The sequence below is a fragment of the Humiphilus diazotrophicus genome, assembly GCF_059726315.1.
In genome coordinates this window covers 6,429,687-6,444,657 of the sequence record NZ_AP040870.1, presented here as the reverse complement: position 1 = coordinate 6,444,657, position 14,971 = coordinate 6,429,687, and the positions used below count along the sequence as shown (strand labels likewise).

Annotated in this window: 10 protein-coding genes; 4 read left to right on the top strand and 6 right to left on the bottom strand. The window is 52.0% G+C overall.

Annotation, left to right across the window (positions count from 1 at the left end; genetic code table 11):
• The first annotated feature begins 66 nt into the window (after positions 1 to 66).
• Entirely contained in the window at positions 67 to 873 is an 807-nt protein-coding gene (locus AC6I7T_RS26150; protein WP_497790731.1) for a hypothetical protein, read from the top strand.
• 88 nt (positions 874 to 961) lie between these two features.
• Here AC6I7T_RS26150 and AC6I7T_RS26145 read toward each other — a convergent pair whose 3' ends face one another.
• From AC6I7T_RS26145 to AC6I7T_RS26130, 4 genes are all read right to left on the bottom strand, one after another.
• Positions 962 to 1,099: a transposase domain-containing protein gene (locus tag AC6I7T_RS26145; RefSeq protein WP_497790730.1), complete on the bottom strand. Its 138-nt coding sequence runs from the start codon at positions 1,097 to 1,099 to the stop codon at positions 962 to 964.
• An 87-nt stretch (positions 1,100 to 1,186) separates the two neighbouring features.
• A complete protein-coding gene (locus tag AC6I7T_RS26140; protein WP_497790729.1) occupies positions 1,187 to 2,539 on the bottom strand; it encodes an exopolysaccharide biosynthesis polyprenyl glycosylphosphotransferase in 1,353 nt (450 codons plus the stop codon).
• 79 nt (positions 2,540 to 2,618) lie between these two features.
• A complete protein-coding gene (locus AC6I7T_RS26135; protein WP_497790727.1) occupies positions 2,619 to 3,770 on the bottom strand; it encodes a DegT/DnrJ/EryC1/StrS family aminotransferase in 1,152 nt (383 codons plus the stop codon).
• Positions 3,771 to 3,916: 146 nt separating this feature from the next.
• Positions 3,917 to 4,981, bottom strand: coding sequence for a sigma-54 interaction domain-containing protein (locus tag AC6I7T_RS26130; protein ID WP_497790725.1), 1,065 nt, complete (start codon positions 4,979 to 4,981; stop codon positions 3,917 to 3,919).
• Between the two features lie 381 nt (positions 4,982 to 5,362).
• On the opposite strand from AC6I7T_RS26130, the gene AC6I7T_RS26125 reads away from it, so the two are divergent.
• Positions 5,363 to 6,328, top strand: coding sequence for an NAD-dependent epimerase/dehydratase family protein (locus AC6I7T_RS26125; protein ID WP_497790724.1), 966 nt, complete (start codon positions 5,363 to 5,365; stop codon positions 6,326 to 6,328).
• A gap of 410 nt (positions 6,329 to 6,738) precedes the next feature.
• A complete protein-coding gene (locus AC6I7T_RS26120) occupies positions 6,739 to 8,208 on the top strand; it encodes a sigma-54 interaction domain-containing protein (RefSeq protein WP_497790723.1) in 1,470 nt (489 codons plus the stop codon).
• Between the two features lie 1,045 nt (positions 8,209 to 9,253).
• On the opposite strand, the gene AC6I7T_RS26115 is transcribed toward AC6I7T_RS26120, so the two are convergent.
• On the bottom strand, positions 9,254 to 11,641 hold the full coding sequence (locus AC6I7T_RS26115) for a glycoside hydrolase family 95 protein (RefSeq protein WP_497790722.1): 2,388 nt from the start codon (positions 11,639 to 11,641) through the stop codon (positions 9,254 to 9,256).
• A gap of 101 nt (positions 11,642 to 11,742) precedes the next feature.
• Between AC6I7T_RS26115 and AC6I7T_RS26110 the strand changes: the two genes are divergently transcribed.
• Positions 11,743 to 12,846 carry a LacI family DNA-binding transcriptional regulator gene (locus AC6I7T_RS26110; RefSeq protein WP_497790720.1) on the top strand — a complete coding sequence of 368 codons (1,104 nt, stop codon included), beginning with the start codon at positions 11,743 to 11,745 and terminating at the stop codon, positions 12,844 to 12,846.
• A 23-nt stretch (positions 12,847 to 12,869) separates the two neighbouring features.
• On the opposite strand, the gene AC6I7T_RS26105 is transcribed toward AC6I7T_RS26110, so the two are convergent.
• A complete protein-coding gene (locus AC6I7T_RS26105; RefSeq protein WP_497790718.1) occupies positions 12,870 to 14,882 on the bottom strand; it encodes a glycoside hydrolase family 97 protein in 2,013 nt (670 codons plus the stop codon).
• Positions 14,883 to 14,971 lie beyond the last annotated feature (89 nt).

Here is a 14,971-nt window from a genome sequence, read left to right as displayed (position 1 = left end):
ATGCTTTTAGAAATGAATAGCCTTGAAAATCGGTGTCGCTGTGCTTGCGGAGCGGAAGAGTTCCAAGTGAGGATTAAACGTGATGAGCAGATAGGTTTGTTAACCTGTGTTGCCGGGCATCATTCGCTTCTCCTCGATAGCCGGGAATATTGGGCGGACGTACTGCAAGATGGCAGACCGAAGCTGAGTCGGTGCCGATGCAGAGGCACGCTATTTCGAGTAGAACTGGAATATGAGTTCCGCCAAAGCGGCGATGTGCGCAGTATTCAGATTAAGCCGATCTGCATAGCCTGTGGTCACGGGCAAGCGCCCACTCAGATCGACATCAAATACAGTCCAACAGACCAACTTGTCGCCACGCCTTTGGACCCGATTGAACAACCTTGGCAGAGCCCGAAGAGGCACGAGATAACGGCATTTTGGAAGCCTATCGATGCCGAGCGCTTTGCAACGTATCTTATAGAGTCGCACGGAGCGAGGGTATTCTCTCAGAGCAGGCCATACGAATTTACAGCAGTAGCGCTTGCTGAGATTGAATTCTATCCGGAACTCAAGCACAGCCTTTTATTCACAAACGTCGACGGAGTGACTGGACCGCAAGGCCGCAATCCCGAAAAGAGTTCACCGTTTTTGCGTCTGAATGGGCCGATTCATATGCTGTACTCCCTGCCGCAGAACCTCAATTCCACTGAAAATGACCGACTCCTTCATTACATCCGGTACTCACACGAAGTTGTGCGGGGAGGATCCCTGGAAAAGCAGCCCACTCGGTTTTTGACATTTACGCAGAACGCTTGCGATTGGCTCAATCGAAATTATGTTTCGTTGCGAGGGAAAAACACGGCGGATAATCTTGAGGAATACCAAAAGTGAAGCGGGACCGCACTTCCAGGCAATGCTTCTAGTGCTTAACGAAGAGATGGATCTCAAGTGTCCACTTCAGGCAAATAGACCCTTGAGATCAAGCCAAATCGTTTTGAGCCATTGCGAGACTCCATGGCAGCAGTTCGTGGAGGCGGTTGATCGGGTGATCGGCTACCTGTTCGAGCACTCGACGAAGATAGAGTTCTGGATCCAGTCCGTTGAGCTTGCCTGCCACAGCAAATGAATAGCCCACCAGTTGTGGACACTGGCCTATCAGTCGATGTCCACAACTGGTGGGTTATCGGGAATTATCTATTACTTGCTACTTGGCGCCGCGGCCGAGTAGTACGGTCTTAATCGTAGAAGCGAGGATTACCAGATCCATCGATACCGATAGATGCTTGATATAGAACAGATCGTGCTCAACCTTGATATGCGATTGTTCAATCGATGCACCGTACTGATAACGTACCTGAGCCAGACCGGTAATTCCGGGACGAACACTATGGCGCAGATCGAAGTACGGAATCTTACGGCTTAACATCTCAGAGATTGCAGGCTGCTCCGGCCTTGGGCCAACCATGCTCATCTCCCCGCGAATGACATTAATCAGCTGCGGCAGCTCATCAATGCGGAACTTACGAAGAGTCTTGCCAAGCTTAGTAATGCGGGGATCGGAATCCTTAGTCCAGGCTTCTTCTTTCCCCTTCGCTGGAAGCATGGTACGAAGCTTTAGGATTGAAAACTCTCTTCCCTTCAAGCCAACACGCTTCTGGATATAGAAGATCGGACGTCCACTCTCCAGATAGATCCCCAGCAACGCCAGCAACAGGATTGGAAGAGTAAGGACAAACAAAGTAGAAGCTACAACAATGTCAATCAGCCGCTTCGTTGACCGTGTCAGAAACCCGAATGTGAACCCCGAAGAGTTGAGCATTTGCCCTACGCTGACTTCATCGATTGGAACTCGCCCACTCAAGCGCTCCAGGTAAGTATTTGCATACTCCACCCGCATACCGCCCGCTTTAAGAATCAGCAGCGTGGAGGCAAGTGTAGGATCGCGCAGTACCTCCGATGAAATCACGATGCGGCTGATCGGACGCCGCGACTTACGACCGAAGAAGTCCTGCTCTTGCCGATACTTCGCCCAGAACAGATCGAGCTTTTCGAAAGGAACCATGCGAATGGCCCATTCAGGATGTTGCTCGAGTTCCGCTGTAAGCTGATCGATATCGCTTCCGCTACCTACCAAAGCAATTCTTTGTGTTGCAAGAATCGGGCTATGGCAGAGGGTATTACGCAAGCCAAGCACAGGCAGCAGCAGAATTGGGGCAAGCAGCGCAGAACCTAAAGGTCCCGAACCTAGATTGGGTACGAGAAAGTAGCATCCGGCAATCAGAAGACATACTAGTCCGATTCCCTGCATCACTTGCGAAGCGCGATTCCGCTCCCGGGAGAGAATCCCCGGATGGAAGAGCTCTACATAGAAGAAAACAACGGTATAGGTGAAAACGATTAAGGCAATTCTGGCAAAGTTCAGGACCAACCCATCCGCAAATCCGTCGTGCAGTCGCGTAACGGAATAGAGAAGAGAGACGAAAATAGCAATGAGGCTGCATTCAAGAACTGCCAGTTGCGCGCTGCGAATGGGAAGAGCTTGCCCGCAAATAGTCATAACTGGTAGTTTCTCCTTCTTTTAATACAATATTGAGGGTGAAGAACCACCCTCACAAAAGAGGGCGGTTCCTTATGATTTATGCGGCTGTTGCTTCGCTGGTAGCCTGATCGACAGCATTGAAGAGAGCATCAGCTACGGCACCGATCTGTTCTTTGGTCAATTCGGGGAACATCGGTAGCGACAAGACTCTTGCTGCCGCCGCTTCCGAATTCGGTAAACGCTCGGGAGTGCTTCCTTCTGGGCAATACATCTTTTGCATGTGCAGCGGCACAGGATAATAGATCATGGTCTGAATCCCCTGGTCCTTCAGCAACGACTGCACACGATCGCGATGCGGCACCTGGATGGTATACTGGTGGAAAGCATGAGCAACATTCGCTGATACCTTTGGCGTTACGATGTCCGGATTTCCGGAGAGATACTCGTCATAGATAGCGGCATTCTCTCTGCGGCGCTCGTTCCAGCGATCCAAACACGGAAGCTTCACACGCAGAATAGCGGCCTGAATCTCATCCAGACGGCTGTTCCAGCCCTGAAAATCATTGTGGTACTTTTTCTTGCTGCCGTGTGCACGCAGAGCACGCAGATAGGCCGCAGCCTCAGGATCGTTCGTGACGATCATGCCGCCGTCACCGTACGCTCCCAGGTTCTTGCTCGGGAAGAAGCTGATGCAGCCAAAGTTGCCCAGCCCGGGAACACGCTGTCCGAGATAACGAGATCCCAGAGCCTGTGCTGCATCCTCAACAACAGCGATATGTTCCAGCTCTGCCCAGGTAAGAAGTGGGTCCATATCGGCTGGCTGTCCATAGAGATGAACAGGAACGACAGCCTTGGTCTTGCGCGTATGGTGACGCATAACCGATCTGAGATCGATATTGAAGGTCTCAGGATCGATGTCAGCAAAGACCGGTGTCGCACCAAGCATACTGACCGCATCGGCGGTAGCAATAAAGGTGAAGGCCGGAACGATGACCTCGTCGCCAGGGCCAACTCCGGCTGCTTTCAGCGCAAGAATCAGAGCATCTGTACCGGAAGCTACACCAACACCATGCGCACAACCGCAGAAGGCAGCGACTTCCTGCTCCAGAGCTCCAACGTTGGGGCCGAGAATGAAGTGCTGATCCCGAAGGACGCCTTCAATCGCTTCGATAATTGGCTGACGCAACGCTTCGAATTGAGGCTTCAGGTCAAGAACTGGGATGGTCGATTCCATGGTGCTTTTGCTCATTTGCATTCTTCCCTCTTAAAGGCTTGATTTGGTTAAGCATTTCCCGCACTTGTTGTGCGCTTTCCAACTGCGTTAAGAGCAGCTTTCTTTCGCGGAAAACTGCACGATCTTCTCTCGCTTCGATCTACAACGATGCGAGAAATGCTTCAGGATTTTTTGGCACGGTTGGAAAGAAAACCCGCGTCCTGCATCTTGTATAGAAGCGCACGGTAGCTAATGTGCAGTTGCTGAGCCGTCTTCCTGCGATTCCATTGATTGGCTTCCAGCGTGCGCTGGATGAGCTCACGCTCGCGTTCCTGCGCTGCCTGCCTGGAACTACGCTTCAGGTCGTGCTCTTCTTCCTGCAGTACAGCCGGTGCTTCCGTAATCTCTGCAGAAGGCTCTTCAACCTTCACACTCACAGTTGTGGTTCTGCGCTCCAGTTCCTGCAGGAGAACATCCTCCAACCCGAGAATGATGTATCTCGCTACCCAGTTCTGAAGTTCGCGAATGTTGCCCGGCCAGTCATATTCCATCATCAGGCTGAGCATGTTTTCCGAGAGGGGGCGTCCCTCTTTCCCGAATCGCTCTCCAAGATGATTCAAGAAATAATTGGCCAGAACAGGGATATCTTCTTTTCTCTCTCTCAGGGGCGGGAGAGAAATCGTTACGACCCCGATGCGGTAGAAGAGGTCGCGACGGAAATTCTGCGCCTCCATCGCTGCTTCCAGATCGACATTGGTTGCGCAGATTACCCGCACCTGGGCGAAGCGATCTTCACGTCCGCCGATACGGCAGAAGCTACCATCCTGTAGAAGGTGGAGCAATTTGCTTTGCAGACCGGGATCCATATCGCCGATCTCATCCAGCAAAAGAGTTCCTCCGTTTGCGGCTTCGACCCTGCCGGGCTTGGTACCGTGTGCGCCCGTAAAGGCTCCACGCTCATAACCGAAGAGTTCGCTCTCCAGAAGGGTGCTGGGGATGGCCGCGCAGTTCAGCTTTACGAACGGACCACTCCGTACTCTCGAATAGCGATGGAGGAGCCGGGCGATAACTTCTTTCCCTGTACCGCTCTCACCACGAATCAAAACCGGAATCTCCGTGGGGCCGACCTTCTGTACTTTACTGATGACACTCTGCATTGCAGGCGTCACCCCGAGGATCACCTCTTCTGGAATTTCCTTCGATTCGGAAACACGCGAGTTCGAATTTAAATCTTGCATCAGCTGCATTGGCCTTTCCTACCTAAACCCAGGGGTCACTTCTTGACTAGTCCTATTGCAAGTGACGTTCCATTTGTCTCCCACAAACCTGCATGCCTGTTTTTCGTGGTTTTTGCAGGCTGTCTTCTCTGCGTATGACACGCGTTACACAAATTACAGAGGTGATGCAACGAGTTCCCCTCTTGAGAGAAGAAACGAATAGCACATCTTTGTTCACTTTGTGTGCAATCCTCTTCTCATCTCTGAATAGTGATGAGGAAACACAGTATCTATTTCAAAGTCGCAGAGGGAATAGAGATCCAAAGGCAAAGTTGGCAAACGGATTGCTGCTACGGAGTTGGGATCGTGCAGATCTCAACCCGCTGTTTCATCCGTATGGAGAAAAGAACCATGAAATATCTCGTCACTGGGGCCGCCGGCTTTATCGGATCCTCTATTGCCAAAGAGCTCATCCGCCAAGGTCATACCGTCATTGGCATTGATAATCTCGCCGGTGGAAACGTACAGAACATCCGTGGCCTGGGATCTAATTTCGAATGGCACATGCTCAACCTCAATGACATTCACGGCATTCGAGAGAACCTATACGGAATCGACGCAGTCTTTCATCAGGCGGCAATCGCCTCTGTGCCTCGCTCGGTCAATGATCCGATTGGCACAAATCATGCGAATCTCAACGCCACGGTAGCTTTACTAAAGGTTGCGAAGGACTGTGGCATCAGGAGAATAGTGTTTGCGAGCTCTTCAGCCGTTTATGGCAGCGCCCCGGCCCTCCCTAAGACAGAAGAGATGTCGCCAGCCCCGGAATCGCCCTATGCCGTCCAGAAGCTCTCCAGCGAACACTATATGAGATGCTTCCATACGCTCCATGGTATGGAGACAGTTATGCTTCGCTACTTCAATATCTTCGGACCTCACCAGAGCGCAGATTCTCCTTATTCCGGCGTTATCGCCAGATTTACCACGGATCTACTCTCCGGACAGACTCCAACTATTTATGGAGACGGCTTACAACGGCGGGACTTTACCTACATTAAGGACGTCGTAGCGGCGAACCTGCTTGCAGCAGAAGCTCCAGCTGAGAAGGTTAGCGGTAAAGTCTTCAATATTGGTACAGGGAAAAGTCATAGCGTGCTGGATCTCTTTCAAGAAATATCGCGCATCTTACAGATAACGATAGAACCACGCTTTTCCCCTCAGAGAAATGGCGATATTCGTAATTCTGTCGCAGATATTTCTCTTGCGCAGCAAATGCTCGGCTACGAACCAACCACTTCCTTCCAGAAAGGACTCGAACTGACCACGGAATGGTATTGCCAGCAATATGGCGAAGTAACTAGTTTGACTGCGAGTTAGTTATCAAACCAAAGGAATGTACTATCTCAATATCTCCGGTAACAGAGATTACTTAGATCAATCGTCACAAAAGTACTTGGCTAAATCAACAAAGAGCTCACCACAGTAACCAGAAGTAACCAATCGGATGAATAGCGGTAAAAATGTGCAAGATTTTCTCTTTCTATAACAATTTCCTTGCACAATCGTCTCCAATTTGCGCTATATTTCATCCTGTTGTCTCACTCATGTACCGCTTTCGCTTACTTAACGACTTGAAGTAATTGCTTTGTCCTGGTTTTCCGAAAATTTCTTCTGACAAAGCCCGAGACACATATCAGATCGGTCCTGGGGAATAAACCCAGACAAATCCGGCAAGCCATTGTTGTTTTAGCTTTTCTCTGCGTTGGATCTGTTATTGGAATTGAGAGATGATCGAATATACAGTACTTGCTATTGCTGAGTCCTTTGATCTGGACGCTGGTAGGACAGATCTATCCCGTTTACTGCCGCTGGATTTGCAAGAAGTGCAATGGGTGGAGAGCCAGGCAGAAGCTTCTCTGGTTCTGCTCAATCGCACCAGCCAGCCGGTTCCGGACTTCCTTGTTATTGAAACGAATCACAATGGAAAGTGCGGAGTAGACCCACTGCTAGTCAAAACCCTGGCGCGTATCGCGCCCCAGGCACACTTCAAAAGGAAACGTATTTCCGAAGACAAGGTGATGTTGCTCGTAGCGTTGAGCGACCGCGCCCAAGAGATCAAAGCCGAAGGATTGGCCAATATGCCCAGACAGTGCCCGTGCCATGGCTCCAAAGATCTCCCCCCGAACGATTGCCGCTGCATGCTCGATCAGGCGGCCCAACCCATCCGACATGACCTTGGATCTGGCCATGTCTTCCTGGCTTCTGCTCCAGCGATGAAGCAGCTTTACCAAAAGGTGCTGACCCTGGCTGAAGTGGAAGTTCCTATCCTGCTACTCGGCGAGAGCGGAACAGGCAAGGAAGTCATTGCCCGGCTGATTCATGCCGCATCTCCCCGCAAGAACCGTCCCATGATGCGCATTAACTGCGCGGCGTTGCCTGCCGACCTTCTGGAGAGCGAGCTCTTCGGATATGAAGCAGGAGCGTTCACAGGCGCAATGAAAGCCAAGCCTGGCAAGTTTGAGCTCTGCGATGGCGGAACCCTCTTCCTCGATGAAATCGGCGAGATGAGCGCTGCCCTACAGGCCAAGCTGCTGCACGTACTTCAGGATGGCGAATACTCCCGCCTGGGCGGACGTACCTCACGCCATGCCAATGTTCGTGTTATTGCTGCAACGAATATCGACATGGAGAAGGCGATCCAGGAACGTACCTTCCGCGAAGACCTTTACTATCGCCTCAGTGCCTTTGTCCTCAATCTGCCACCTCTCCGGGAACGGAAAGAAGAGCTGAACCTGCTTTTCGATCACTTCCGGCAGAGCTTTGCTCTACAGCTCCATATGCCAGCTTTTGACTTTGATGAAGAGATTCTCGCGGCAGCCTACAACTACAACTGGCCAGGCAATATGCGGGAACTCATGAACTTCATCCAAAGAACAACCGTCTTCCGGGATCGCGAAGTTGCGCTCTCCGAATTGCAGAATGCGGTAGTTACCAAGCAGAAGCCCGTTGTCACGCCTGCCCCCGTCGCTGCACCCGTACCAGTCCATCAGGAAGAAGATGTGGCAGCAGAAATGGCGGATATGAAGGCTTCAACCTACCAGGCGCGGATGAAGGTGGAACGCGACCTTATCCTTAGGACGTTGAATTCCACAGGCTGGAATCGCAAACATGCGGCCGACCGTCTGAAGGTTAGCTACAAGACGCTACTCTGCAAGATTCGCGAGTACAAGATCGAAGAAGTACGGATGTTGGCCTAAATCAGGTACCTCTGGTAACTAAATCCAGGTAACCCGACAAGTATTGGTTACCGCACGATTACCGCAGTACCCGTTCATAAGCATTACCCTGGAAAACTGTGATGTCTCCCTTGTAGAGGCAATCTCCAGGTAAAAAAACAAGCCAAGGTCGACGGCATAATAATTTATCCGATGTAGCAAGGAGCAAGAAACGGCCTTTGACTACAGGCGGATCTTCCAGACGACCGCGTAGCAGCTGATTTTGCACGGCAAACAGCAAAACCGATCATCGAACCCTGTGACTGGTTATCTCTGCGAACCAGCTCTGAGGTGCACACCGGCAGCTGCAATCCAATAGATTTTTGCGATGTAAAAGGGTGGTTCGAAGCCACCCCTTGGCATCCCTTAAATGGCTCTTCCATAAGCCCGTTAACCGGCTCAAGCCCGGCAGCTATACCGCGTATCTAGATATTTTTACTGGGGATGTCTGTTTCCAGCCCAAATTGTCGCTTTCTCTAACATAGGACTTCACAGCTGTAAGTGCTCGAACGCTATACCTTATGCCATTTCCACAAATACTGTGTCTGGACCAACGAATGTTATAAGTGGCTTTTCTTGGCGGAAAAGCCACGCCGAGCTTCTTTCTCGCGGATACACCTTTTGTGACAACAGTATAGCGGCCAGGGAAATTGACAGATATCTCAAAATACCGGAATATAATTGGGAGGTTGTTTGGCGCATAACCTCGAATACTTACCCCAAAATTCTGCCTATCATCCATCCAGAGATGATATCCGCAAGTTATAAGCAAGCGGGCAATTGAAATGCCTGTCTTCCAGCGCATATTAGAGCAAAACCAGCGTAGGTGTACCCCGAACCACAGCTCCCTACGCAGGTTTTTCGTCAAGAAAACCTGCACATCGCCGAATTTGGATAGGACATAGTAACGCTGGTTTTGCTCTAGAGGCATTCCCCACATAGGCATAGACTCGCTAAGAATAGAAAGCTGCGTAAGCTTTTGTCTCTTGGTCTACATCTTTGCGGGAAACGCCCTATGGCCCAGGGATCACGAGAAATCGCTCAGGCGTACTCTCTCGCCAGGCTTTGCTTGAACCTTCTTCAATATCTCCCGATAACGAACAGTACAGTTCCCGCCTCTCACGCTGGTGAGAATTGCTGATTTTAGGCGTCCAGACCTCCAGTAAATCTCTACCTGAAAGCCTCCGCTCGCACAGAGACCCCTTACATGTCCGTCGGGCCAGGCCGAAGGGAGGGCCGGAAGCAGCTCAATCTCTTCGCCCTGCGACTGAAGCAGCATCTCCGCAATCCCTGCAGCTCCAGCGGTATTTCCGTCAATGGCAAAGATGTTCTGCGTTGCGCCTGCAACACCTGCACTTGAAATCGTAAGTAGATTATCCTCAGTGGACTTAGCCAACAGGCTCAGCAAATACTTGTGCGAAAGGTCGCCTTTAAGCAGACGAGCGTAATAGACAACCAGATTGGCTCTCCCCCACTCACTCTGCTCCCATTTGGGCGAATTCATGCGACGCTCGATCACTACCTCGGCTGCACGAGCCAATGCGGGAGTCGCACGAGGTGAAATCTGATGTTCGGGATAGAGCGCAATCAGATGCGCGGTGTGCCGATGATTGGGTTCGGCGTCTTCAAAATCCTCCAGCCACTCCTGTAGCTGACCATAGCGGCCAATCTGAAGGGGAGGCAGCTTGGCCCGTGCGCTCTCAAGCTTTCCCCGAAGCTCCTCATCCACGGCAAGAACCTTCGAAGCATCGATACAGATGCTATACAGCGCATAAACAAGCACTCGATCAACGGTACAGCCCATAGAATCGCTGCAATGAGCGCCGGAGGGCGACAGGAACCAGTTCTCGGGCGACTCGGAGGGCCCGGTAACCAGCCATCCATGCTTTGGTTCGGGAACCATGTACGAGAGGAAGAACTCTGCAGCATCCCGCAAAACCGGATAAGCGCGCGTACGAAGGAACTCTACACCGGCACCATATCTATAGTGATCCCACAGCTGCAACGCAATCCAGATCCCTGCGGTAACGAAGACTCCCCATCCCAGACCGGATCCTGGTGCCGTATAACCCCAGGCATTCGTCACGGTATGGCACACCCAGCCGGGTGCCCCGTACATCTCCCGCGCCGTCCGCTGCCCGGAGACACGAAGCCCGTCAATCAATCCAAACAGTGGAGTCTGGCACTCTGCCAGATTGCAGACCTCGGCAGCCCAGTAGTTCTGCTGAGTATTGATATCGAGATGGAAATCATCCGTCCAGCCCATGCTGCTGGCCAGACCATCGTTCCAGATGCCCTGCAATGCCAGCGGCAGTGGGGAATTGGATCGTGAGCCCGCAATGGTCAGATAACGGCCATATTGAAAGAAGAGCGCCAGCAGTTCGGGATCGTTTGTACCTGCTTCCAGGGCCTTGCGCCTCACATCGGTGGGTAGTTGGCTGCTATCGGGGCTGCTCCTTCCCAGATCAAGCGATACGCGACGATACAGCGCACGGTGATCCGCTACGTGCACGGCCCGCAATTGCGGATAGTTCTTATGCGAAGCCCGCTCCAGCATCTGATTAGAGAGCTGTTCCGGATTCCGGCCCTCAAAGCTTGTAGCGATTGCAATCAGCAGTGTCACCGCATCTGCATTCTTGATTTGCAATCCCTGGGCTGAAGCTTTAAGGCTTCCGGCTTCAGTGATCGCCTTTACTCGAATCTGCAGATCGACCCCTTGTTGGCCATTGCTATGCATTCGTTCAACGGCTTTACCGCGTAAAACAATCGTATTGTTTCCTTCTGTAGCGATCTCAACGGGAAACGTGATTGCCTCGAATGATACGCCAAAGCTGATCTTTCCTGGTTTGTCGCAAGTAAGGTGGATGGCAACGACGTCATCCGGATTGGAAGCGACGATCTCCCGTGAATGGTGCTCCAGGCCATGCCGGAAGCTCACATGCGCGACGGCCTCATCCAGATCAAGTGACCGGCGATATTGACTTGGATTGTCAACGTCTGCAAACTTCAGCTGCAACTCCGGCAGAGGAAGATTGGTGCCAAACGAGGTGAAATGGCCGAGCAGGTATTTGCTGCAGAGTTCGCTGGCCTCCTCATATTTTCCTGCGAATAGCAACTGACGAATTTCAGCGAGATGTTCCCTTGCCTCAGGATTTATATCTTGTGAACTGGGAGCACCGGACCAGGCAGTAGACTCGGAAAGTACAATTCTCTCCGTCTCCACACCGCCGAAGATCATGGCGCCAACTCTGCCGTTGCCAACGGGAAGAGCCTCAAGCCAACGCCTGGCCGGCTGCGCATACCAAAGCTCATCGGGTTGCGGCTTCGAAAGAGACGACAGATACTGCACAGCATTATGCGGGACAGCAGCTAAAACAAGTCCACCTTGTAGGAAGTCGCGTCTGGTTGTTGCCACGAATACTTTCTCCTTCATTGACCGTTTTCGTTAACGGTGCATCTCTAAAATCATTGACCCTGAGCCAATCTCTCGATACGCTCGGAAGCAAACCGTCAGGAATGGAAATGACTACTTCAGGAAAATCCGCAGGGATCAAAGATATCGCTCGGGCGCTGAAAATCTCCATCGGAACCGTAGACCGCGCGTTGCATGGCCGTCCGGGAGTCAGCGAGAAGACTAAGGCCAAGGTTCTGCAGATGGCCGAACAGCTTGGCTATAGTCCGAATCTTGCGGCCCAGGCTTTGAAACTGAATCGCCGTCTTTCCATTGCAGCGGTTCTGCCTAAACATATCTCTCATTTTTTCGATCCGCTGCGAGCCGGAATCCGCAGCGCTGCTGCGGCAACGGTTGGAGTGAATATTAGTCTCGACCTCATCGAATACCCGCGGCTTGGGGTCGGTGACGTTGAAGCCTTCGAGCGCGTAGCACAACGGCATTATGACGGCATCATCTTCCTGCCGGGTAACGCGCACAATTTCGACCCGCTGATTCGCAAACTTTCCCGCGAGGGAATTGCGATGATGTGCGTCGGAAGCGATGCCCCGAACACGGAACGCGTCGGCTCGGTTGCTGCCCATGCCTCGGTCAGCGGAGCAATCGCCGCCGAGTTGCTTACCCACAAGCTCAACCGCAAGGCCAACGTTGCGATCTTTACCGGTGAGCTTTCTACACTCGATCACGCGGAAAAGCTGCGCGGTTTTGCTGCGACCCTTGCGGTTCAGGCTCCGCATCTGAGCCTTCTTCCCGCGATAGAGAGTCACGAACGTCCGAGGGAGGCTTACAAACACGCACTCGCTCTGATGCGAAGCAAGACGCGGCCGGAAGGACTGTACCTTAGCACGGCGAACAGCATGCCTGTCCTTCAGGCATTGGATGAATTGGGACTCCTTGGCGACGTGCAAATCATCACTACGGATCTCTTTCAGGATCTGGTTCCGCTGATCGAATCCGGAAAGGTCCTCGCCACCATGTACCAGCGCCCCTTTACGCAAGGAAGGTTCGCCTTTGAAAATCTGCTGAAGAGCCTTCTGGAAGGAGGCAAGCCGCAACCGAACATCCGGCTTGCCCCTCACGTTATCTTCCGAAGCAATCTCTGTCTCTTCTCCAGCCACATTGTCGATACCACAGAAGACGAAATGCAGATGGCTCTTGAAGGGGAATAGATTAGAAGCTTGCATTCCCGAATCTACTTCCCCTGCTGAGGAATAAAGCGAATGGCGCACCCTCCGCCGGGAGCCAGATTAAGAGTAAGTACCTCTCCGCTCCTTACCTCCTGCTTACGAAGCATCACGTGCTTGGGCTCTGTTGCCGCATCGTTGGCATCGGCATAGATCTCCGCAAGATACTTCCCTTTATCGAGAAAGTTCAAAGGAATCTGGAGCGTCCTCGGAGTCCAGTTCGTCATGCTTCCTAAATACCATTCCGCCCCATGTCTTCGCACCATCGTCACAAACTCGCCTGGTCTGCCATTCAGAACGCGTGTAGCATCCCAGGACACCGGAACATCCTTGATGAACTGAAAGGCTGTTTGTCCGGCATAAATCTGCGGGCTGTCGGAGACCATCTGAATCGGAGTCTGAAAGATTACATACATGGCAAGCTGCTGAGCACGAGTTCCCATAACCATCGGGTTTACGTCGCGAGCAACAAACGCATCTTCAGTGGAATTCTCAAAGCCACCGGGCGTGTAGTCCATTGGCCCGGCAAGCAGACGCGTAAAAGGAAAGACCGAACGATCTACAGGACTGTCACGTCGTCCGACTTTATTGTTCTCCATACCGAGAACACTCTCGTAGCTCATGACGTTGGGATAAGTGCGTTCCAGCCCCCACGGAGTCCTGCAGCCATGGAAATCGACCATCAGGTGATGCGCCGCAGCCTCCTTCGCTACGTCGTAGTAGAACTGGACTCCTTCCTGATCGTCGCGGTTAATGAAGTCGATCTTCACCCCGGCAACGCCCCATTTCTCATACAGGGGAAAAGCCTCTTTCATCTGCTGCATCACCGACTCGGAGTAAAGCCAGATCCAGACCTTCACATTTTTGCCGGCTGCATATCTAACGAGTTCAGGCACATCGACTTTGCCGTTCATCCTGGTAATATCGCGTCCTGCGGCCCATCCGGCATCGAGCATCATGTACGGGAATCCCGACTCCGAGGCAAAATCGACGTAGTACTTCATATTCTCGGTCGTAAAGGCAGGCTTTCCATCCTTCCCTACATCGCCAACCCACCAATTCCAGGATGCTTTGCCAGGACGTATCCAACTAGCATCTTCAACTCTGTTTGGAGGATTGAGATTAGTAAGCAGATTCGATTCCACGAGCCTTCCCGGATCGTCTGCTACCATCAGGACCCGCCAGGCAGAACGATATGGCAGCGAAGCTTTCACGGCAACGTTGGGATTATCGAAGCGAGGAGAAAGCTTTGAGACAAACCAATGACCCGCCCAATTCCCGGAAGGATTAGTCACATACATGGAACTGCTTCCTTCGATATCGGCTTCCATGAGGGCCAACCAGGCTGCTCCCGGTTCATGCATCAGCAGAGGCAGCCCAATCAAAAAGCTGCTTGAAACCCCGCCCTGATTGCTGAAGGCCGTAGTGGGCAGCTGCACATATTCACTCTCGTAGCTGCTGCGATAATTCGGCAAAGTCAGCGCCCAATCTGTTGCATCGGAGCTCAGACGGAATTCAGTGTTCTCTTGACGAAGGCGCACTTCCTTCATTGCATCCTGCGAAGGAAGAAGATAACGAAAAGCTATTCCATCGTTATAGGCTCGAGCTTCAAGCGACAGGCTGCGATGCTTGCCGGCATTCTCCGTTACATGCAGAACGATGCTGTTGTAAGCCTCATGGACCTTACTCGTTTTGCCGTTCGTCAAGACATAATCATCTATGCCCTGGCCTGCATCGCTATTGATGATTCGGACATCGGAACCAAGCGGAGGCTGATCATCCAATTCCAGGGCAAGACCGGAATTGTCGAGGACTTGTTTCCCCTTAAAGGTCACAGAATAAACAAGCCTGCCGCCACCCTCGCTCGACGTCTTTGTTTGCTCAGTTAAAAAGTGGAGTTCCAACTGCCGGTTTGGTGATGAAAGAACTGCAGCATTTGTCTCGGCCATGACAGAACGGCCAAGGGCTAATACAGAAACCAGGGCAGAAGCAAAAAGGAATAGACGTGCTCGATGCATCATTCGAATTGACCTTATCCGGGAATCGAAACAAAAATGGAAAGCCGGGTGCCGTGTTTTCACAAACCCAACACCCGAGGCTCACCGCCAGG

What these genes read in the sequence shown, in the direction of transcription:
- AC6I7T_RS26140 (WP_497790729.1), bottom strand. Translation starts at nt 2,539, where the DNA reads ATGACTATTTGCGGGCAAGCTCTTCCCATTCGCAGCGCGCAACTGGCA.
- AC6I7T_RS26135 (WP_497790727.1), bottom strand. Translation starts at nt 3,770, where the DNA reads ATGAGCAAAAGCACCATGGAATCGACCATCCCAGTTCTTGACCTGAAG.
- AC6I7T_RS26130 (WP_497790725.1), bottom strand. Translation starts at nt 4,981, where the DNA reads ATGCAGCTGATGCAAGATTTAAATTCGAACTCGCGTGTTTCCGAATCG.
- AC6I7T_RS26125 (WP_497790724.1), top strand. Translation starts at nt 5,363, where the DNA reads ATGAAATATCTCGTCACTGGGGCCGCCGGCTTTATCGGATCCTCTATT.
- AC6I7T_RS26120 (WP_497790723.1), top strand. Translation starts at nt 6,739, where the DNA reads ATGATCGAATATACAGTACTTGCTATTGCTGAGTCCTTTGATCTGGAC.
- AC6I7T_RS26110 (WP_497790720.1), top strand. Translation starts at nt 11,743, where the DNA reads ATGGAAATGACTACTTCAGGAAAATCCGCAGGGATCAAAGATATCGCT.
- AC6I7T_RS26105 (WP_497790718.1), bottom strand. Translation starts at nt 14,882, where the DNA reads ATGATGCATCGAGCACGTCTATTCCTTTTTGCTTCTGCCCTGGTTTCT.